General features: G+C 62.4%; 17 protein-coding genes and 2 pseudogenes. 13 read left to right on the forward strand and 6 right to left on the reverse strand.

Going from position 1 to position 20,638, the window contains the following annotated elements; translation table 11 throughout:
* Positions 1-10: 10 nt before the first annotated feature.
* Positions 11-898, reverse strand: coding sequence for a DUF4339 domain-containing protein (locus V1273_RS00565; RefSeq protein WP_334408389.1), 888 nt, complete (start codon positions 896-898; stop codon positions 11-13).
* 248 nt (positions 899-1,146) lie between these two features.
* On the opposite strand from V1273_RS00565, the gene V1273_RS00570 reads away from it, so the two are divergent.
* The 4 genes from V1273_RS00570 (at position 1,147) to V1273_RS00585 (ending at position 5,006) form a co-directional block, all read left to right on the forward strand.
* The gene (locus tag V1273_RS00570) at positions 1,147-1,485 is read left to right on the forward strand and encodes a P-II family nitrogen regulator (RefSeq protein ID WP_028348351.1); all 339 of its coding nucleotides are present in this window, start codon (positions 1,147-1,149) and stop codon (positions 1,483-1,485) included.
* A 91-nt stretch (positions 1,486-1,576) separates the two neighbouring features.
* Complete coding sequence (locus tag V1273_RS00575; RefSeq protein WP_334408390.1) at positions 1,577-2,884, forward strand: ammonium transporter; 1,308 nt, start codon at positions 1,577-1,579, stop codon at positions 2,882-2,884.
* Positions 2,885-3,186: 302 nt separating this feature from the next.
* Entirely contained in the window at positions 3,187-3,525 is a 339-nt protein-coding gene (locus tag V1273_RS00580) for a P-II family nitrogen regulator (protein WP_008142813.1), read from the forward strand.
* A gap of 38 nt (positions 3,526-3,563) precedes the next feature.
* A complete protein-coding gene (locus tag V1273_RS00585) occupies positions 3,564-5,006 on the forward strand; it encodes an ammonium transporter (protein WP_334408391.1) in 1,443 nt (480 codons plus the stop codon).
* Positions 5,007-5,171: 165 nt separating this feature from the next.
* On the opposite strand, the pseudogene V1273_RS00590 reads toward V1273_RS00585, so the two are convergent.
* Together V1273_RS00590 and V1273_RS00595 are read right to left on the reverse strand one after the other, a co-directional pair.
* Positions 5,172-5,587, reverse strand: a pseudogene (locus V1273_RS00590) (type II toxin-antitoxin system VapC family toxin).
* 3 nt (positions 5,588-5,590) lie between these two features.
* Entirely contained in the window at positions 5,591-5,818 is a 228-nt protein-coding gene (locus V1273_RS00595) for an AbrB/MazE/SpoVT family DNA-binding domain-containing protein (protein ID WP_028348346.1), read from the reverse strand.
* A gap of 172 nt (positions 5,819-5,990) precedes the next feature.
* On the opposite strand from V1273_RS00595, the gene V1273_RS00600 reads away from it, so the two are divergent.
* From V1273_RS00600 to V1273_RS00615, 4 genes and pseudogenes are all read left to right on the forward strand, one after another.
* Positions 5,991-7,217: an aminotransferase class I/II-fold pyridoxal phosphate-dependent enzyme gene (locus V1273_RS00600; protein WP_334379700.1), complete on the forward strand. Its 1,227-nt coding sequence runs from the start codon at positions 5,991-5,993 to the stop codon at positions 7,215-7,217.
* A 13-nt stretch (positions 7,218-7,230) separates the two neighbouring features.
* Positions 7,231-9,679, forward strand: a pseudogene (locus tag V1273_RS00605) (DNA translocase FtsK).
* 118 nt (positions 9,680-9,797) lie between these two features.
* On the forward strand, positions 9,798-10,604 hold the full coding sequence (locus V1273_RS00610; RefSeq protein WP_334408392.1) for an outer membrane lipoprotein carrier protein LolA: 807 nt from the start codon (positions 9,798-9,800) through the stop codon (positions 10,602-10,604).
* Between the two features lie 249 nt (positions 10,605-10,853).
* Positions 10,854-11,669 (forward strand): exodeoxyribonuclease III, encoded by an 816-nt coding sequence (locus tag V1273_RS00615; protein WP_028348342.1) that lies wholly within the window; start codon positions 10,854-10,856, stop codon positions 11,667-11,669.
* Between the two features lie 183 nt (positions 11,670-11,852).
* On the opposite strand, the gene V1273_RS00620 is transcribed toward V1273_RS00615, so the two are convergent.
* Both V1273_RS00620 and V1273_RS00625 read right to left on the reverse strand, forming a co-directional pair.
* Complete coding sequence (locus V1273_RS00620; RefSeq protein WP_334365765.1) at positions 11,853-12,293, reverse strand: cyclic nucleotide-binding domain-containing protein; 441 nt, start codon at positions 12,291-12,293, stop codon at positions 11,853-11,855.
* 51 nt (positions 12,294-12,344) lie between these two features.
* Entirely contained in the window at positions 12,345-13,031 is a 687-nt protein-coding gene (locus V1273_RS00625) for a response regulator transcription factor (protein WP_028348340.1), read from the reverse strand.
* Positions 13,032-13,301: 270 nt separating this feature from the next.
* On the opposite strand from V1273_RS00625, the gene V1273_RS00630 reads away from it, so the two are divergent.
* Entirely contained in the window at positions 13,302-13,871 is a 570-nt protein-coding gene (locus V1273_RS00630) for a L,D-transpeptidase family protein (protein ID WP_334408393.1), read from the forward strand.
* A gap of 16 nt (positions 13,872-13,887) precedes the next feature.
* Positions 13,888-14,673, forward strand: coding sequence for a 2-keto-4-pentenoate hydratase (locus V1273_RS00635; protein ID WP_334408394.1), 786 nt, complete (start codon positions 13,888-13,890; stop codon positions 14,671-14,673).
* A gap of 148 nt (positions 14,674-14,821) precedes the next feature.
* Here V1273_RS00635 and V1273_RS00640 read toward each other — a convergent pair whose 3' ends face one another.
* A complete protein-coding gene (locus tag V1273_RS00640) occupies positions 14,822-15,499 on the reverse strand; it encodes a YggS family pyridoxal phosphate-dependent enzyme (RefSeq protein ID WP_334408395.1) in 678 nt (225 codons plus the stop codon).
* 117 nt (positions 15,500-15,616) lie between these two features.
* On the opposite strand from V1273_RS00640, the gene V1273_RS00645 reads away from it, so the two are divergent.
* The 3 genes from V1273_RS00645 (at position 15,617) to lptE (ending at position 20,601) form a co-directional block, all read left to right on the forward strand.
* On the forward strand, positions 15,617-17,308 hold the full coding sequence (locus V1273_RS00645; protein ID WP_334408396.1) for a diguanylate cyclase domain-containing protein: 1,692 nt from the start codon (positions 15,617-15,619) through the stop codon (positions 17,306-17,308).
* Positions 17,309-17,438: 130 nt separating this feature from the next.
* Complete coding sequence (gene leuS / locus V1273_RS00650; protein WP_334408398.1) at positions 17,439-20,063, forward strand: leucine--tRNA ligase; 2,625 nt, start codon at positions 17,439-17,441, stop codon at positions 20,061-20,063.
* Positions 20,050-20,601 (forward strand): LPS assembly lipoprotein LptE, encoded by a 552-nt coding sequence (lptE, locus tag V1273_RS00655; RefSeq protein ID WP_213286618.1) that lies wholly within the window; start codon positions 20,050-20,052, stop codon positions 20,599-20,601. The genes leuS and lptE overlap by 14 nt, the downstream gene beginning before the upstream one ends.
* The last annotated feature ends 37 nt before the right edge of the window (positions 20,602-20,638 follow it).

The raw sequence follows: 20,638 nt of genomic DNA on the forward strand, positions 1-20,638 counted from the left end.
GCGCGACCTCTTACGCTTTCGCCAGCGTTCCGCGCTCGGCCAGCGCGAATTGCGACGCGTACCAGCGTGCGTACCAGGCCAACATCCACGGGATCGGAATGATGAAGATGCAGGCGATCACGAACACGAAGGTTCGCCACAGCACTTCCAGTCCGGACGCGGTGAAGATGACCTCGCGCTGCGTGCCGTCGATGTTGCGGCAGATCCAGCGCATCCAGGCCGTGACCACCCAGGCCCAGCCGACGATGGTAATGAAGGACACGTACAACAGCACATGCCAGCCGACATAGCCCAACGCGCTGCCGTTGAAGGCGATCGGAAGCGGCTGGTCGTTGGAGCTCAGGTTGGAAGCGATCCAGCGAATGACCATCCAGGCCAGCACGGCCTGAAGCGGGATCGAGAGGTATTGCAGGTAATAGAGGTCGGCCGAGCCCACATAAGTCAAAATGCCGATGGCGATGAAGACGTACCAGATGTCGAGGGGCTGGCCGGTGAAAGCAAGGTTCGGTCGGCCCGGCACGTAGAGCCGGGAAAAGATCCAGCGATAGAACCAGGTCGCAACCCAAGGCGCCGGAATCACCAGCACCATGCCGATGACGAACACAAGGCTGCGTCCGAGGAGCTCCCACAGCCCGACATCGATCGATAGCGCACCGCCGCCGTACCCTCCACCTGCAGCTGTAGGCGGGCCACCAGGTTGCGCGAAGGCGGGCGGGCCAGATCCGCCGGGTATCATCCCCGGAATTTCTCCTGCCCGCTGCCAGCCCGACATTCCCTCGGTCCAGACCAGCGTATCCGCCCCGACCATGCCGCGGGTGATAAGGTCGCGAAGCTGGGCCTCCGGATAAGGGCCCTGTTGCTGTCCGTTGGCTGCATAAAACCACGATCGGTTCGACATTTTATTTCCTTGAGCCGTGGAAAATGGAGGTAGCCGGCGGGCGGCTGGGGGTGAAACCGCATTTTGGCGGACGTTACAGGTGCCTGTACAGTGATCGATGTCACCAGCTCGAAATGTTTTCCCCTTCTACCTGCAACTTTTTTGTGCCATTTGCCCAGAAAGATGCCAGATTTGCCTCGGCGGTCCGCCGTCGGGGCACCCAGCCTGTCGCATGCTCAAAAATACCCCAGAGAAATGAAGGCCTGACCATGAAGCTCGTCGTCGCGATCATCAAACCCTTCAAGCTTGACGAGGTACGCCAGGCGCTGACCGCCATCGGCGTCCACGGCATGACGGTGACGGAGGTCAAGGGTTACGGCCGCCAGAAGGGCCACACCGAAATCTATCGGGGCGCCGAATATGTCGTGAACTTTCTGCCCAAGCTCCGAATCGAAATTGCGGTCGCCTCCGACGTTGCGGACAAGGCGGTCGAGGTCATTACCGCGAACGCGCGTACCGGGCAGATCGGTGACGGCAAGATCTTCGTCACGCCGATCGACCATGCACTGAGAATCCGCACCGGCGAGACCGATAGCGACGCGCTCTGAGACATCACGGAATTCAAGGCGCGGCGGCAACGACGCTGAACGCGCGAAGCCAAGAAGCGGCAACGAAACGACAACCGGCCGGGGGAATTTTATGGGGGCACCATCGTACCGCGCAGCAGGCAATGCTGCGCTCATTGCTCTTGCGGCGAGCTTCGCACTCATCACGCCGGCGCAAGCCGAGACGTCGACCATCAGTGCCGCCGACACCGCGTGGATGATCGTCGCCACCGCGCTGGTGTTGATGATGACGATACCGGGCCTGGCGCTGTTCTATTCCGGCATGGTGCGCAAGAAGAACGTGCTGGCGACCATGGCGCAAAGCCTCGCCGCCGTCGCGATCATCTCGATTCTCTGGGTGGCCTTCGGCTATTCGCTGGCTTTTGTCGGCGATGGCGCCTGGATCGGCACGCTCGATCGCTGGTTTCTGACCGGCATGACGATGGAGAGCGTCAATCCGGCGGCGAAGACGATTCCGGAAGCGCTTTTCATGCTGTACCAGATGACGTTTGCGATCATCACGGTGGCGCTGGTGGCGGGCGCGGTGGCCGACCGGATGCGGTTCTCGGCCTATCTCCTGTTCTCCGTCGGCTGGTTCATGTTCGTCTATGTGCCGCTCGCGCACTGGGTGTGGGGCGGCGGTTTTCTTGCCACCATGGGCGTGCTGGATTTCGCCGGCGGTCTCGTCGTGCATCTTTCCGCCGGCGTCGGCGGACTGGTGGCTGCGATGGTGATGGGCCGGCGTCACGGCTATGGCAGCGAGAACCTCGCGCCGTTCGACCTCTCGCTCGCCGTGATCGGCACCGGATTGCTGTGGGTCGGCTGGTTCGGCTTCAACGGCGGATCGGCGCTGGCCGCGAACTCGCGCGCGGTCATGGCGATCACCGCGACGCATCTGGCCGCCTGCGCCGGCGCGCTGACCTGGGCCGCGATCGAATGGGCAACACGACGCAAACCGTCGGTACTCGGCATGATCTCGGGCGCGGTTGCGGGCCTCGGCACAATCACGCCAGCCTCCGGATTCGTTGCGCCCCGGCATGGCGTCGTGATCGGCGTCGTCGCGGGAACGCTCTGCTTCTGGGCCTGCACCTGGCTCAAGCAGCGCTTCAAATATGACGACTCGCTCGACGTGTTCGGCGTTCACGGCATCGGGGGATTGACCGGCACATTGCTTGCCGGCGTCTTCGCGGTGAACGCGATCGGGGGCACTGCCGGCCTGATCGAGGGCAATGCACAGCAGGTACTGACCCAGCTCTATGGCGTCGCGGTCACGCTCGTCTGGTCTGGCGGCATTACCTTTATCCTGCTCAAGCTGGTGGGCGTGTTCGCGCCGCTGCGGGTATCTTTCCAGCAGGAGCTGGAAGGCCTCGACATCTCGCAACACGGCGAAGCCCTGCAATAGGCCACCCACCGGGTTACCGTTTGCTCTGCTGCTGAGCACGATTGCGCTGGCCGTCAGGCCCTGCCCACGTTTTGGGCACGTCTGACTACGCTTTGGGCGCGGCGGAATGGCGCAGGAAGATGCAGTTCTCCTAGAGGGCGAAAAGGTCCGGATTCATAGTCTGTTAGGGAACGATCCCGATCTGGCACGGCATTTGATTCTAAGGGTCTCGGCTGTGCCCGCGTAGTGAACATCTCCGCGTGGTGAACCTCAGTCGAGAACGCCCGGTCCGCTGACCCGGGCCCAAGCGGGGACCAAGACCCATGAAAATTGTTATGGCGATCATCAAGCCATTCAAACTCGAAGAAGTCCGGGACGCCCTGACCGCCATAGGCGTTCACGGCCTCACGGTGACGGAAGTCAAAGGCTATGGCCGCCAGAAGGGCCATACGGAAATCTATCGTGGCGCCGAATACGCCGTGAGCTTCTTGCCCAAGATCAAGATCGAGGTCGCGGTCGCCTCGGATCAGGTCGACAAGACCATCGACGCCATCACATCGGCTGCCAAGACCGGACAGATCGGCGACGGCAAGATCTTCGTCATCAACCTCGACCATGCGGTACGCATCCGCACCGGCGAGGCAGATGCCGCGGCCCTCTGATTTCGCGCACAAACCTTACCACTCAGGAGTAAAATCAAATGACGTTTAAACGTCCCTATAGCGCGGGACTGGCGGCCCTCGCAGTCGGCCTGTTCGCCGCGACCGCTGCCTACGCCGAGCCGACGGTCAACAAGGGAGACAACGCCTGGATGCTGACGTCGACAGTGCTGGTGCTGTTGATGACGATTCCGGGTCTGGCGCTGTTCTATGGCGGTCTCGTCCGCTCCAAGAACATGCTCTCAGTGCTGATGCAGGTTTTCTATACCGTCTGCATCGTCACCCTGCTTTGGGCGCTCTACGGCTACAGCCTCGCTTTCACCGGCGGTTCCGACTTCATCGGCGGCTTCTCCAAGGCCTTCCTGATGGGCGTGACGACCGATTCGAAGGCCGCGACTTTCAGCGTCGATGCCAACATCTCGGAGCTCATCTATATCTGCTTCCAGATGACCTTCGCGGCGATCACCCCCGCCCTCATCGTCGGCGCCTTCGCCGAACGCATGAAGTTCTCGGCGATCGCCTTGTTCGTCCCGCTCTGGGTCACGCTGATCTACCTCCCGATCGCGCACATGGTTTGGTATTGGCCGGGTCCGGACTTGATCACGGACGCTGCCAAGGCGCTTGCCGCGGCGGCTGACGGTGCAGCGAAGACCGCGGCCCAGGCCAAGCTCGACGAGATCAACGCCGACGCCGGCTGGATCTTCAAGAAAGGCGCTATCGACTTTGCGGGCGGCACCGTGGTGCACATCAACGCCGGCATCGCCGGTCTGGTCGGTGCGCTGCTGATTGGCAAGCGCGTCGGTTACGGCAAGGAGCTGATGGCTCCGCACTCCCTCACCATGACCATGATCGGTGCTTCGCTGCTCTGGGTCGGCTGGTTCGGCTTCAACGCCGGATCGAACCTCGAAGCCTCCGGCGGCGCCGCGCTCGCCATGACCAACTCCTTCGTTGCGACCGCAGCGGCGGCGATGGCCTGGATGTTCGCGGAATGGATCGTCAAGGGCCACCCCTCGGTGCTCGGCGCGCTGTCGGGCGCGGTCGCGGGCCTCGTCGCCGTCACGCCCGCGGCCGGCTTCGCCGGTCCGATGGGAGCGATCGTGCTCGGTCTCGTGGTCGGCGTCGTCTGCCTGTTCTTCTGCACCGTGGTGAAGAACTCGCTCGGCTATGACGACTCGCTCGACGTGTTCGGCGTCCACTGCGTCGGCGGCATCGTCGGCGCGCTCGGCACCGGTATCCTGGTGAATCCGGCCCTCGGTGGCACCGGCGTCATGGATTACGTCGCGGGCAAGATCGCAGACTACGACTTCGTCGCGCAGATGACCTCGCAGCTCTGGGGGGTCTGCACCACGCTGGTGTGGTCCGGCATCGGCTCGGCGATCCTGTTCAAGGTCGTCGATGTGATCGTCGGGCTGCGCGTCAACGTCGAGACCGAGCGTGAAGGCCTCGACGTCACCGAGCACACCGAGCGCGCATACAACATGTAAGTTCTCCCGGGGTGCGATCTCTTGGAAGGGGTCGCATCCACAACTCCGGTTCGGGCACATACCCGGCAATGCCCTGACCGTTGAGGGGCTCCAGCGCAAGCTGGAGCCCCTTTCTTTTTGTGCGCGCCTTGAGCTTTGAGCGGCTGCGCCGCGGTAGGCCTCCGGCTACACGCCTGTCTCGCCGTTCGGTGCGATCAACGTCACTGTCGGAAAGTAAGTTCGATAGCGGCGCGTATCGCGTGTCAAAAGCGGAAGCTGTTCGACCGCCGCATGGGCGCCAATAAAAAATCCGGAAGCACGCTGCTGCGGGCGCCGCCCGCGTTGCGATACTGAACAGAAGCCTTACCTGCGAGAAACAGCGCCATTCTCGGTATCGGCGCGACGGTGATGCCCGCCTGCGACAAGGCCGCTTCGAAATCTTCGATCACCGGAAAACGTATGGACGTTTCAGCAAAAATCACGTCATTGATCAGCAGCGGCCCTTGGCGGGCGGCGTCCTCCAGACGAGCAAGCGACCACTCCCACCGGCCCGGAGTCTGGATAAAGACATCCAGAAGGACGTTGGAATCGACCAGCGTCACACGCTAGTCCCCGCGCGTGATCGCCATAATCTCATCCGTGGAAAGACCCGGGCCGACGATACCAACCAGTTTGGCAAAACGACTGGGCTCGCTTGTATCGGCTTTTTCGATCACGATGGTACCATCCGCAGCGCATCGGAACTCGACCTTGCTTCCCGGAACGATCCCCAGATGTTCACGAACGGGCTTGGGAATTGTCACTTGGCCCTTACTCGTAACTGTCGTCGCCATAGCGGAACTCCCGGAAGTAATACCCGCTCAAAACATGGTAATACCCCGCAACTTGTCCAGACCAGCCGATGGTTAATCGCGTCTTAACCTCGCCGTATCTATGGTGGTTTGATCGGTTTCCGGGGCTCGCTTAAGTCCTTTGATCGCTTTTGAAAGTGCTGGCGTTTCAGACATGGCAATGATCGCCTCTTCCGGCGTGGCGCAGGGCGCCGGCAGTGCAACCCCTGCCGGTCAGGCCGAACGCTCGCCGTTCTTGCGCACGACCGAGCTGCTGGCGCCCTACCAGCCGGCCAAGCCATTGATCACGCTGTCATTGGGCGAGCCGCAGCACCCGGTGCCTGGCTTCGTCGGGCCGGTGCTGGCGAAACACATTGCCGAGTTCGGCCGCTATCCGTTAGCTAAGGGCATCGAGCCGTTCCGACGCGCCGCCGCCAGCTGGCTTTCGACCCGGTTCCAGCTCCCCCGCCCGATCGACCCCGAGAGCGAAATCCTGGTGCTGAACGGCAGCCGCGAAGGGCTGTTTTTTGCGGCGATCACCGCCGCCCGCTATGTTGGCCCGCGCAAGGGCAGGCCCGCGATCCTGATGCCTAACCCGTTCTATCCGGCCTATGGCGCAGGCGCCCGGGCCGCTGGTTGCGAACTGATCTACCTGCCGACCACACTCGCCAACGGATTCCTACCGGATCTCGATACGCTCGACGAGGCGACACTGGCCCGAACCGTCGCGATGTTCATTGCCTCGCCCGCCAATCCGCAAGGCGCCGTCGCCTCGCGCGACTACTTCACGCGGCTGAAGACCCTCGCCGACCGCTACGGCTTCATGATCCTGAGCGACGAGTGCTATTCGGAAATCTACACCAGGCAGGCGCCGGGCAGCGCCCTGGAATGCGCCGGGCCTGATTTCACCAACGTCGTTGCATTCCAGTCGCTGTCGAAGCGTTCCAATCTGCCGGGCATGCGCGTCGGCTTTGCCGCCGGGGATGGAAAGTTCCTCGCTGCCTTTCACGAGTTGCGCAACGTCGCGGCACCGCAGGTGCCGGTGCCGCTGCAACACGTCGCGGTCGCCGCCTATAGCGACGAGACGCATGTCGAAGAAAACCGCAGGCTTTATCGCATCAAGTTCGATCTTGCCGATCAGATCCTGGGCAGCCGCTACGGCTATGTGCGGCCTGCCGGCGGCTTCTGCGTCTGGCTCGACGTATCCCAGCGCGGCGGCGACGAGGCGGCGGCGGTGAAGCTTTATCGGGATGCTGGCGTCCGCGTGATCCCCGGCAGCTATCTGTCGCGGCTGCAGCCCGACGGCTTCAATCCCGGCGCGGGCTACATCCGTCTCGCGCTGGTCTCAGACAGTGAATCAACGGCCGAGGCATTGCACCGGCTGGTCGAAATTCTGGATTAATCGCAGGGCCCCAATGAGCATGCCAGCGATCGAACGTGTCATTCCCCTGGTCGGTCATCTGCCGGTCTCGATCCGCGAGGCCCTGGCGCGGCGGCTGCGCGAGCTTGCCGGCCTCAGCCTGATCGCGCTGTCCGGCGTGGCGGCGGCGGCGCTGATGACGTGGTCGGTGCAGGACCCAAGCTTGAGCCACGCGACGTCGCGCCCGATCCGCAACGTTCTCGGCTACCCCGGCGCAATCGGCGCCGATCTGTTGATGCAGATTCTCGGCCTCGGCGCGATCATGCTGATCCTCCCCGTCGCGGTGTGGGGTTGGCGCATGCTGACCCATCGCGCCTTCGACCGCGAAGCGCTACGCCTTGGGTGCTGGATTCTATCCACGGTGATCGCGGCAGGCTTTGCAAGCTGCTGGCCGCATGGCGGCGCGTGGGCACTGCCGACCGGGCTTGGCGGCGTCGTCGGCGACGCGCTGGTGCGTGCCCCCGCCGTCGTGTTTGGCCCAGCCGGCTTCACCTATCGTCTCGTGCTCGGCATCATCCTGTTTGCGGCGATGGCTGCGGCCTTTCTGTTTGCCAGCGGCTGGGGCTCGCGCCCGAAAGAGGAAGAGCTGACGCCGATCGAGGACGATGACGCGCCCTTCGTTGAAGAAGAGGATCGCAGTTCGGTATCGCTCGGATGGGTGTACCATGCCCTGATGAGCGCAAAGGCTCGGCTCGGATGGCTGATGGGCGTGGCCTACCGATCGCTGGTGTCGAGTTCGCCGCCGCCTCGCAAGTCCTCATTCGAACGTCAGGAACCGAGCCTCGGCGGTCGCTCCGCGCCGGCATTGGCCCCGCAGCAAGAGGAATTCGAGGACGAGGAAGAAGAGGAAGAGGAGGACGAGGAAGTCCCGGCCGCACGCGCTCCGCGTAAGAAGCCTGCACCGCGCGCGGCGGCGCGCAAGTCCGACAAGTTCGAACTCCCTTCAGTCTCGATGCTGACGGCGCCGAAGGCGTCGGACCGGCAACCGCTCAGCAAGGCCGAACTGGAGGCCAATTCGCGCGCGCTGGAAGGCGTGCTCGGCGATTTCGGCGTCCGCGGCGAGATCGTCAAAGCCAATCCCGGCCCGGTCGTGACGCTGTACGAACTCGAACCGGCGCCCGGCATCAAATCCTCGCGTGTCATCGGCCTTGCCGACGACATCGCCCGCTCGATGAGTGCGCTTTCGGCGCGCGTCGCCGTGGTTGCCGGCCGCAATGCCATCGGCATCGAGCTACCGAATGCGCATCGTGAAAAAGTTTACCTGCGTGAATTGCTGACCACAAAGGACAGCAACGAGTCGACGGTGAAGTTGCCGCTCTGCCTCGGAAAAAACATCGGCGGCGAATCCATCATCATCGATCTTGCTCGCACGCCGCATATGCTGATCGCGGGCACCACCGGCTCCGGCAAATCAGTCGCCATCAACACCATGATCCTCAGCCTGGTCTATCGCCTGAGGCCGGATCAGTGCCGCCTGATCATGGTCGATCCCAAGATGCTCGAGCTCTCCGTCTATGATGGCATCCCGCATTTGCTGACGCCGGTCGTGACCGACCCGAAGAAGGCGGTGGTGGCGCTGAAATGGGCTGTGCGCGAGATGGAGGAGCGCTACAAAAAAAATGGCCAAGCTCGGTGTGCGCAACATCGACGGCTATAACCAGCGCCTCGTCGAAGCCAAGGCCAAGGGCGAGGAGCTGACGCGCACGGTGCACACCGGCTTCGACAAGGAAACCGGGAAGGCGATCTACGAGGAAGAAAAGCTCGAGCTCGAGCCGCTGCCCTATATCGTCATCATCGTCGACGAAATGGCCGACCTGATGATGGTGGCCGGCAAGGACATCGAAGGCGCGGTGCAGCGCCTGGCGCAGATGGCGCGCGCCGCCGGCCTGCACGTCATTCTCGCGACGCAGCGTCCGTCGGTCGACGTCATCACCGGTACCATCAAGGCTAACTTCCCGACCCGCATCGCATTCCAGGTCACGTCGAAAATCGATAGCCGCACCATTCTCGGCGAGATGGGCGCCGAGCAACTGCTCGGCCAGGGCGACATGCTCTATATGGCCGGCGGCGGTCGCATCAGCCGCGTGCATGGACCATTCGCTTCAGACGAAGAAGTCGAGAAGGTGGTGCGTCACCTCAAGACGCAAGGCGCACCGGAATATCTGGAAGCGGTCACTGCGGAGGAACCGAGCGAAGAAGACGGCGCGGTATTCGATTCCACCGGCATGGGCGGCGATGGTGGCGGTGACCTGTTCTCGCAGGCGGTTGCGATCGTCAAGCGCGACCGCAAGGCCTCGACGTCCTATATTCAGCGCCGGCTGCAAATCGGCTACAACCGCGCCGCTTCGCTGATGGAACGAATGGAACAGGAAGGCATCGTTGGGCAGGCGAATCACGCCGGCAAGCGCGAAATTCTGGTCGAGGAGGAAGAGGGCGGATTCTAAAGCGCCGAACGTGGATTCGGCGCAACGATTTCACGGAAAAACGATATCTCCTTTGGTCGAAGCGCGATAAACTGGCCGGCAGCGGGATGCCTCGTCGAATAGAGATCCGAAATATCTGATGACACAACAACCCACCCATCGCGGGCTGCGCTCCGGACTGGCCCTTTTGATCGCCACATTCATCGCCGGCTTCGCGACATCGGCTCTCTCGCAGACCGTGCCGGTTCCGAAGCCCGCGCCCAAGGCCCGCGACGGCAGCATGCAGATGAGCGCACAGGAAAAAGCGCCGATGACCACCGGCGCCACCCAGGCGCCGCCGAATCCGGTGCTTCCGGACCCGCGCCGCAATGTCCCGGCCAATGTTTTTGCAACCTTTGATGCCAGCCAGAAGGCGCAGGCTGCGCGGGTGAGTTCATATCTATCGTCGCTACAGACGTTGGTGGGAAATTTCGTGCAAGTCGGCCCAGACGGCAGCAGGACCAAGGGCGATTTCTACATTCAGAAGCCGGGCAAGGTACGTTTCGAATATGACGACCCGAGTCCGATCGCGATTATCGCCGATGGTTCATCGCTGGCCGTGCGCGATCGCAAGCTCGCCACCCAGGACATCTATCCGCTGTCGCAAACGCCGCTGCGTTTCCTGCTGTCGGACAGGATCGATCTGTTGAAGGACACCAATGTCGTCAGCGTCACGGCCGATGACGTCTACATCAGCGTCACCATCGAGGAGAAGCAGGCCCTGATCGGCACCAGCCGATTGATGCTGATGGTTGGCGTCAAGGACGGCCAGCTCAAGCAATGGACGGTGACCGACCCGCAGGGTTACGACACCACGGTTGCGGTCTACAATCTGGACTCGTCCAAGAAGGTCGACCCCGGCCTGTTCAAAATCGACTTCACCAACTACTTCACTCCGGCGAACTGAGCGACGGCGTTCGTTCTCCTTCCTTCTGCGGAGCCTCAGGGTGGGCAAAGCCACCGGTCGCGCGAATGCGCGCCCAGCGACGAGCGCAGGGCGCTCGCGGAGTGATGACAGCTCCGCGTGCCCACCATTTTCGTCGAGATTGGGGTGCATGGTGGGCACGGCGCAGAGCACCTTTGTCCCACACTACGAAATTCCGCCTGTGGACAAAGCGCGCGACGTCATCATGAACCGTGGTAAGACGCGGCTCCCATGCGTTTTTCCCTGACAACGTGGAATATCAACTCGGTGCGCCTGCGCATCGATATCGTCGCCAAATTCCTCAAATCGGCGCGACCGGATGTATTGTGCCTGCAGGAAACCAAATGTATCGACGATGCTTTTCCGCTGAAGCGGTTCAAGCGTCTCGGCTATGAGCATGTCGCGCTGAACGGGCAGAAGGGCTATCACGGCGTCGCTATCGTCTCGAAACTGCCCTTCGATACCACCGATATCAGAACCTTCTGCGAAAAGATCGATTCGCGGCATATTTCGGTAGCTTTCGGCGAGAAGGCCCAGCTTGCAAAGCCACTGGTGCTGCACAATTTCTACGTTCCGGCCGGCGGCGACATTCCCGATCCCGCGCTCAATCCGAAGTTTGATCACAAGCTGAAATTTCTCGACGAGATGAAAGCCTGCGAACCGCTGCATCCGCGTGGTGACGACCGGCATATCCTGGTCGGCGACCTCAACGTTGCACCACATGAAAACGACGTGTGGTCGCACAAGCAGCTTCTGAAGGTCGTCTCGCACACGCCGATCGAGTGCGAAAAGCTCCTGGCCGCGCAGGCCCATGGCGAATGGTTCGACGTCGCGCGCGAACGGATCCCGCTTTCGGAAAAGGTCTATACGTGGTGGAGCTACCGCGCCGCCGACTGGACGGTGGGCGACCGTGGCCGTCGGCTCGACCACATCTGGGTCTCGCGCGCGCTGAAGGACGCCGTCAGCGATTTCAGGATTACCCGCGATGCGCGCGGCTGGGAGCGTCCATCGGACCACGTGCCTGTCACGGTGACGCTGGAGGTGTAGGTTCTTCGTCGCCCCTGCGAACGCAGGGCCAATAACCACAGGCCTGTTGTTACGAAAGCCATCTACCAAATTACCCAAAAGAGTAGCCGCGGCGTATGGATCCCGGGTCGCGCTCGCGGAGCCTGTCATAGGGCCGGCCGAAAAGGCCGGCCCCGTTGGCTCGCTTGTCCGGAACGACGGGGCTCAAATACTGAGTTTCGCGCCCGCCATCAGAATATCGCTGGCGAGCTGGCTGGTCCGGGTGGCGAGTTCATCGCGCAGGCGGCGCGCCGCAGCGGGGTCACTTTCGAGCACGCGCTGAAACAGGCTGCGTGACACCCGGATAACCGAGGAATGAACAAGCGCGACCGCGCTGGACGGCCGTTTCATGGCCACGATCAGCGCCAATTCGCCGATCAGGGCCCCGGGGCCCGCAACGACTTCAGCGCCGCCGTCCTCGACGCGGAACGAACCGCGCTGAACGATGTAGCCCGCATCCGCTTCATCGCCCGCATTGAACAGATAATCGCCGGGAGAGAAATCGCGCTGCTCCGAGCCGATCGCCAGCATGCGCAGCGCCGCCGTTCCCAACAGGCGTAATGTCGGGACCCGCTCAAGCAGGGCTACATCATCGTCGATCGACATGAACCGTTGACCGGGATGCGCGAAAATTACGAATCGTGGCTGCGAATCGTATCACGGCACCAGTTTGTAACCACCGGCTTCCGTCACCAGGATTTCCGGGTTGGCCGCATCTTTCTCGATCTTCTGCCTGAGGCGGTAGATGTGGGTTTCCAGCGTGTGCGTGGTAACGCCCGAATTGTAGCCCCAGACTTCCTGCAGCAGCGTCTCGCGCGACACCGGCAGTTGGCCGGCGCGATAAAGGAAGCGCAGGATCGCGGTTTCCTTCTCGGTCAGTCGCACCTTTCTGGCATTGGCGGCGGTCAGCATCTTGGAGCCGGGCCGGAAGCTGTAAGGACCGACGGAGAATACCGCGTCCTCGCTGGCCTCGTGCTGGCGGAGCTGCGCCCTGATTCGGGCGAGCAGGACGGCAAACCTGAACGGCTTGGCGACGTAGTCGTTGGCACCCGATTCGAGCCCCAAAATAGTGTCGGAGTCGGTGTCGTGGCCAGTCAGCATGATAATTGGCGCCTTGAAGCCGCCCTTGCGAAGGCTGCGCACGACCTCCCTTCCATCCGTATCCGGCAGGCCGACATCCATCAGCACCAGATCGGGGGAATTGGCTTTGGCGGCGCTGGCGCCCTTGGCGCCGGTATCGACTGCGGAGGCTTCGAATTCCTCATGCAGCGACAATTGCTCCACCAACGTATCGCGCAGATCGGTGTCGTCATCCACGATCAGGATCTTGCGGGCATTGGGCATAGGATACGATCCTCTTGAGGCAGGCGGCGGACACAAGCGAGAGCGTCTCAAAGCCGGGTCTTGGTCGATAACAACCTGATTCGCAGGCAAACTTCACAAGCAAGCCGGGTTATCAGGCACTGATTCGCATTGAGGTAGGAGATTGTTACAGTTTCACAAGCCGAACCGCAGTCTATCCCAAATTTGAGGCGCGTTTGGATGAATGTCCTGTAATGCCGCCAAATAGAGCAATTGAGGTAGGGCAAGCAACCCCAGGGTTCGGGTATTGGCATGGAAAGTAACGCCATTTCAATCACTTATCAGACATATGCGCGTGATCGGCCGTTGACGGCAATCCGGGTCCGCAGGGCTGCCGGCGACCCCTGCCGGGGCTGGCTGACGGCGGACGGTTGGACCGTGCCGGTGGCACTTGGCCGCGGCGGCATCCTCGTCAACAAGCGGGAGGGCGACGGCGGCACGCCGCGAGGCACCTATCATGCGCTGCAATTGTGGTGGCGCGCCGACCGCCATCCCAGGCCGCGGACCTATCTGCCGGTCCGGCCGATCCGGCCCGAAGATGCCTGGTGCGAGGACCCGCAGGACCGCCGTTATAACCAGCCAATCCGTCTGGTCCGGGATCAGGCCGGTGACCGGCTGACGCGCGAGGATCACCTCTACGACTTCATCATCGAAATCGATCACAACAGCGCGCCGCGAATTGCCGGCCGTGGCAGCGCCGTGTTCCTGCATCTGGCGCGGACCAATTTCTCGCCCACGGCGGGATGCGTCTCGATGACGAAATCCGCCATGCTGCGGCTGCTGCGGCGGATGGGACCGCAGACTAAAATCATCATCGGCTGATGGGGAAGCGAAAACAATGCTCGACAGGAACGCAATAACGGCCGCGTCAAAGATCCTGCACGACCACTGGCGCGCCGGCACCAAATTTTCCGGCCTCGACGAATCGCTGCGGCCGCGCGATCGCATTGAGGCCTACGCGATCCAGGCGGGAATCGAAAAATACTCGTCCGATAGCTTGTTCGGCTGGAAGATCGCGGCCACCAGCGAGGCCGGACAAAAGCACATCAACGTCGACGGCCCGATGGCTGGGCGCATTCTGGCCGAAACCGTCATCCACGACGGCGGAACGGCTTCGATGGCAGGCAACGAAATGCGCGTCGCCGAACCCGAATTCGCCTTTCGCATGCGTGTCGATCTGCCGGCGCGCTCCACGCCCTATACGACGCAGCAGGTTCTCGATGCGGTCGACACGCTGCATCCGGCCATCGAAATTCCGGATTCGCGGTTTGAGAATTTCGTTACCGCCGGCGAAGCCCAACTCATCGCCGACAATGCCTGTGCGCATCTGTTCGTATTGGGGCCGGCGGCAACCGCCGACTGGCGTTCAATGGACCTCGTCGAGGAACGGCCGATTATCACGATGCGCGGCCACCAATTCGTTGGCCACGGCAAGAACGTGTTGGGCGATCCGCGCATTGCGCTGACCTGGCTCGCCAATGAACTGCGCCAGCTTGGCGTGATGCTGAAGGCCGGCCGCGTCGTCACTACCGGCACCTGTCATGCACCGCTGCCGATTCAGTCAGGCGATTTTTGCGCAGCTGATTTCGGTTCGCTCGGCAACGTGTCGGTGAGGTTCGGATAAGCGTTGCTCACAATCGATGTCGTCCCTGCGAACGCAGGGACCCATAACCACCGTCGCTAGTTGGCACGGAAAGTAGCTACCCCATCACCTTACCGATAAGCCCGCGGCGTATGGGTCCCTGCGTTCGCGAGGGACGACGGCACAGACTTTATCGCGCGCCAAAAATCGCCGAGCCGATGCGCACATGCGTCGCACCCATCTGGATCGCGACTGCAAAATCGGCGCTCATGCCCATCGACAGATTTTTCAGCCCGTTGCGCGCGGCGATCTTGGCTGTCAACGCGAAATGCGGCGCCGGCGCCTCGTTGACCGGCGGGATACACATCAAACCGGAAATGACCAGGCCGTATTTGTCGCGGCAGCTCGCGATAAAGGCATCTGCCTCGCCGGGCGCGATGCCAGCCTTCTGCGGTTCCTCGCCGGTGTTGATCTGAACGAACAATTCCGGACGTTTGTTCTGCGAATTGATTTCCTTGGCGAGCGCTTCGCAGATGCTGGGTCGGTCGACCGAGTGGATGGCATCGAACAGCGCGACGGCCTCCTTCGCCTTGTTGGATTGAAGTGGCCCGATCAGGTGCAACGCCGTTCCGGGATAGGCCGAGACCAGGGCAGGCCATTTCGCTTTGGCCTCCTGCACGCGGTTTTCGCCGAACACCCGCTGTCCGGCCTCGAGGACAGGTGAAATGGCCGTGGCGTCGAACGTCTTCGACACCGCGATCAGCGTCACCGATGCGCGCTCGCGGCGCGCCTCCTTGCAGGCGCGCGCGATCTCTTGCTCCACCTGAGCCAGGCCATTTGGTAAAGACTTGGTTAGCGGTGTCGCCATCTCTCTCGCGTGATGTCCCGATTTCGGTCGGATGTTTTACGGCATTTCCTCGAATTTTACCAAGTTCGAGAAAGCCTTTTTGAGCCCTTCACACTACCGTGCCGTGTGGGGGGCATGATGTCTGGCGTTACTTTCAACCGCAAACGGGTCAAACTCAAGAAGCTTCTGGGAATCCGGGCACGGCTTGCGCTGCTCGCCGTGATGCTGGTGGCGCCCTTGATGCTGGAACGGGTCCGTTCGCTCGAAGACGCGCGCGCCAAGCAGATCGCGATGGCTTCGGAGGAATACGCCAACACTACGCTGCACACTGCGGAGACCCAGCGCGAGGTCGTCTCCTCGGTCGAGGCCATGCTGAAATCGGCTGCCTATATCCGCGCCTCCAGCGGCATCGGGCGCAGTTGCGAAATCTTGCGCGCCAGCCTGCCGACCAACCTGCCCTGGATCCGCAGCATCATGATCGTCAGCAAGGACGGCGTGGTGCAGTGCTCGACGCTGAACATGCTGGTCGGCCTCAACATCGGCGACCGTGAGTATTTCCGAAAAGCACAACAGACCCGCGACTTCGTTTTCAGCGACTATTTGTTCGCCAGGGTAAGCAATAGACCGATCCTGATGGCGGCCTATCCAGTAGCCGCAATCAATCAAGAAGAAGACGCCGTGGTGGTCGCCGGCATCAATCTCGACTGGATGTCGAAGATCATGGCCAAGCTCGGCGGACGGCCGGGGATTTCAGCGCTGCTGGTCGACGGCGCCGGCGTCGTGCTGGCCGCGCCGGCGGATGAGGCCAGCATGATTGGCAAGCCGCTCAACAACGTGCCGCTGCTGACGGCCATCGCTCACAAGGCGCTTGTTTCCGACACCCCGATGGGCTCGCTTTCCTTCACCGCAGCCGACGGGTCGCAACGCGCGATCAGTTTCGCGCGCATTCCCGGCACGCAGTCCCGCCTGATCGTCAGCATCGACGAGGCCAAAATCACGGCGGCGATCAACCGCGATATCCGCACCGCCTACCTGCAGCTCGGACTAGTCTGCCTGTTCGTGTTGCTCGGCGCGCTGATCGGCGCGGAAAAGCTCATCATCAACCCGATCGAAGTCATGACCGGCATGGCCAGGCGATTCGGCGAAGGCGACTGGTCGGCCCGCGTCTCGCACAGCCGCCTGCCGTCGGAATTCATGCCGCTGGCCCGCGCCTTCAACGCGATGGCGGCGCAACTCAGCCAGCGCGAACGCGAGCTCGTTGCCACCAACGACCGGCTCACCGTGATGGCCTCGATCGACATGCTCTCCGGCCTCGCCAACAGGCGCGGTTTCCAGAGCCGGCTCGATTTCGAATGGATGAAGGCGCAGCAGTATCATAGCGAGCTGTCGCTGCTGATGATCGATGTCGATCACTTCAAGCTCTACAACGACACCTATGGCCACCCGGAAGGCGACGCCTGCCTCACCCGGATCGGCGAAGCGCTGGCCGGCATCGCCGCCGACAATCTGGGCTTTGCCGGCCGCTATGGCGGCGAGGAATTCTGCCTGCTGCTGCCGAACACCAGCACGCAGAAAGCACTCGAGATTGGCGAAACCGTGCGCGCCACCGTTCAAGGCCTCGGCCTGCCGCACATCACCTCCAGCCACCGCACCGTCACCGTCAGCGTCGGCGTCGCCGCGACGCTTCCGAACGACGCCCAAACCCCCGGCGAGCTGATCGAGGCGGCGGATGCCGCCCTCTACGCCGCCAAACACCGCGGGCGAAATACCGTGGTCGAGCACGGCTTTGCAAAGCTGGTGGGCGAGGCGGGGATCGCGATGGCCGGGTGAGCGGACGCTCCACGCCATCGGCTAAAACGCCCCATCCCACTGTCCCAACCCGTTGACCCCGCAGCCGCTTTTATGGCCTAGTCCGCCGTCCTCTGGATGGGACCCGAATCCACAAAAAGCCTGCGATTCCATGACTTCCGAACGTTACAACGCCCGTGATTCCGAGCCGCGCTGGCAACGCCAGTGGGACGAAAAGGCGATCTTCGCCTCGAAAAACGACGATCCGCGGCCGAAATACTACGTGCTCGAGATGTTCCCCTACCCGTCCGGGCGCATCCATATCGGGCATGTCCGGAACTACACGCTGGGCGACGTGCTGGCCCGCTTCATGCGCGCCAAGGGTTTCAACGTGCTGCACCCGATGGGCTGGGACGCCTTCGGGCTGCCGGCCGAGAATGCCGCGATCGAGCGCAAGGTCGCGCCCAAGGCCTGGACCTACGACAATATCGCCGCGATGAAAAAGCAGTTGCGGTCGATCGGGCTGTCGCTCGACTGGTCGCGCGAGTTCGCGACCTGCGATCCCGCCTATTACAAGCATCAGCAGAAGATGTTCTTGGACTTTCTGCGCGCGGGACTGGCCGAACGCGAGAAGCGCAAGATCAACTGGGATCCGGTCGACATGACCGTCCTCGCCAACGAGCAGGTGATCGACGGCCGCGGCTGGCGCTCCGGCGCCGTCGTCGAGCAGCGCGAGATGAACCAGTGGGTCTTCAAGATCACGAAGTACTCGCAGGAACTGCTGGACGCGCTGGATGGGCTGGATCGCTGGCCGGACAAGGTCCGGCTGATGCAGCGCAATTGGATCGGCCGCAGCGAAGGCATGCTGGTGCGTTTCGCGCTCGATCCGGCCACAACGCCGACGGGCGAATCCGAGCTGAAAGTCTTCACCACGCGACATGACACGCTGTTCGGCGCAAAATTCATGGCGATTGCAGCGGACCATCCGCTGGCGCAGGCTGCGGCTGCGAAGAACCCGAAGCTTGCGGAATTCATTGCCGAGGTCAAACGGATCGGCACCGCGCAGGAAATCATCGATACCGCTGAGAAGCAGGGTTTTGACACCGGCATCCGCGCGGTCCATCCGTTCGATCCGAACTGGAAGCTGCCGGTTTACGTCGCCAACTTCGTGCTGATGGAATACGGCACGGGCGCGATCTTCGGCTGCCCGGCGCATGACCAGCGCGACCTCGATTTCGTCAACAAATACGGGCTCGGCAACACACCGGTGGTCTGTCCCGAAGGCCAGGACCCGAAAACCTTTGTTATCACCGATACCGCCTATGACGGCGAGGGCCGCATGATCAATTCTCGCTTCCTCGATAGGATGACCATCGAGCAGGCGAAGGAAGAGGTGGCGAAGCGGCTCGAAGCAGAAGTTCGCGGCAATGCGCCGGTCGGCGAACGCAAGGTGAATTTCCGACTGCGCGACTGGGGCATTTCGCGGCAGCGTTATTGGGGCTGCCCGATCCCGGTGATCCACTGCCCGAAATGCGACGTGGTGCCGGTGCCGGACGATCAGCTTCCGGTGACGCTGCCGGAGGACGCTACCTTCGACAAGCCCGGCAACGCGCTCGACCATCACCCGACCTGGAAGCACGTCACCTGCCCCAAATGCGGCGGCAAGGCGCAGCGTGAAACCGACACCATGGACACCTTCGTGGATTCGTCCTGGTATTTTGCGCGCTTCACCGATCCCTGGAACGAGAAGGCGCCGACCACGCCCGATGTCGCCAACCGGATGATGCCGGTCGACCAGTATATCGGCGGCGTCGAGCACGCGATCCTGCATCTGCTCTATAGCCGCTTCTTCACCCGCGCGATGAAAGCGACCGGCCACATCGGCATGGATGAGCCGTTCGCCGGCATGTTCACGCAAGGCATGGTGGTGCACGAGACCTACCAGAAAGCCGACGGCTCCTATGTGACGCCAGCCGAGGTGAAGGTCGAGACCGGCGGCAATGGCCGCCGGGCCACGCTGCTCGACAGCGGCGAAGAGGTCACGATCGGCGCGATCGAAAAGATGTCGAAGTCGAAGAAGAACACCGTCGATCCCGACGACATCATCGCGACCTATGGCGCCGACGTGGCGCGCTGGTTCATGCTGTCGGACTCGCCCCCGGATCGCGACGTGATCTGGAGCGACGAGCGCGTGCAGGGTGCATCACGCTTCGTGCAGCGGCTGTGGCGGCTGGTCAACGAGTCCGCCGAAATCGCCAAGGTGGCCCCGGCCGACCGTCCGGCCTCGTTCGGGGCGGATGCGCTTGCCTTGCGCAAGGCCGCCCATGGCGCGCTGGACAAGGTGTCGTCCGGGATCGAGCGGCTGCATTTCAATGTCTGCCTTGCTCATATCCGGGAATTCACCAATGCGCTGGCCGAGGTGCTGGGCCGTGAGGAGAAGCCGGCGCCGGATCTGGCCTGGTCCGTCCGGGAGGCGGCAATCATCCTGGTTCAATTGTTCTCCCCGATGATGCCGCATCTGGCCGAGGAGTGCTGGCAGGTTCTGGGGCAGTCCGGGCTGATTTCGGAGGCCAACTGGCCCCAAATCGAACGCGATCTGCTGGTTGAAGACACTGTGACGCTGGTGGTCCAGGTCAATGGCAAGAAGCGGGGTGATGTTACCGTGCCACGGGTCGCCCAAAATCCGGAAATTGAGGCTGCCGTTTTGGCGCTCGATGCGGTAAAACTCGCCCTCGGCGGCAAGACCGTCCGCAAGGTAATCGTAGTTCCCATGAGGATCGTGAATGTCGTTGGCTAGGACCCGGATCGCCGTTCGGCTCATCGCCGTCGCCGCTCTGGCGGCGCTCACAGCGGGCTGTTTCCAGCCGATGTATGCCGAACGCACGGACGGCAAGCCCGGCTTGCGCGAAAAGCTGATGGGCGTGGAAATCCCGCCGGTCGACAAGAACAACGCCTCGCGGGAAGCCCGAATTCAGGTCGAGATCCGCAACGCGCTGGCGTTCAAGCTCTACGGCAACGCCACCGGCATGCCGCCGACCCATCGGCTGGTGCTGCGGTTCAACACCACCCGCTCTTCGCTGATTCTCGATCCGGCCACCGCCCTGCCGTCGAGCGAAAACTACGGCATCGACGCGCAATACAATCTCATCGACCTCGCCACCAACAAGTCGGTCATGACGGGCACGACGTTCTCCCGCGTGTCCTATGACGTCCCCGGCCAGTTGCAGCGCTTCGCCCGCGCCCGCGCCTTCCGCGACGCCGAGGACCGCGCCGCCAACGAGATCGCGGAAAACATCCAGACTCGGCTCGCGTCCTACTTCTACGCCGGCACCTGACAACGATCGTCATTCCGGGGGCGCGCGAAGCGCGAAC

Source organism: Bradyrhizobium sp. AZCC 1721, from assembly GCF_036924715.1.
In the GTDB taxonomy this organism is placed as follows: Bacteria; Pseudomonadota; Alphaproteobacteria; order Rhizobiales; family Xanthobacteraceae; genus Bradyrhizobium.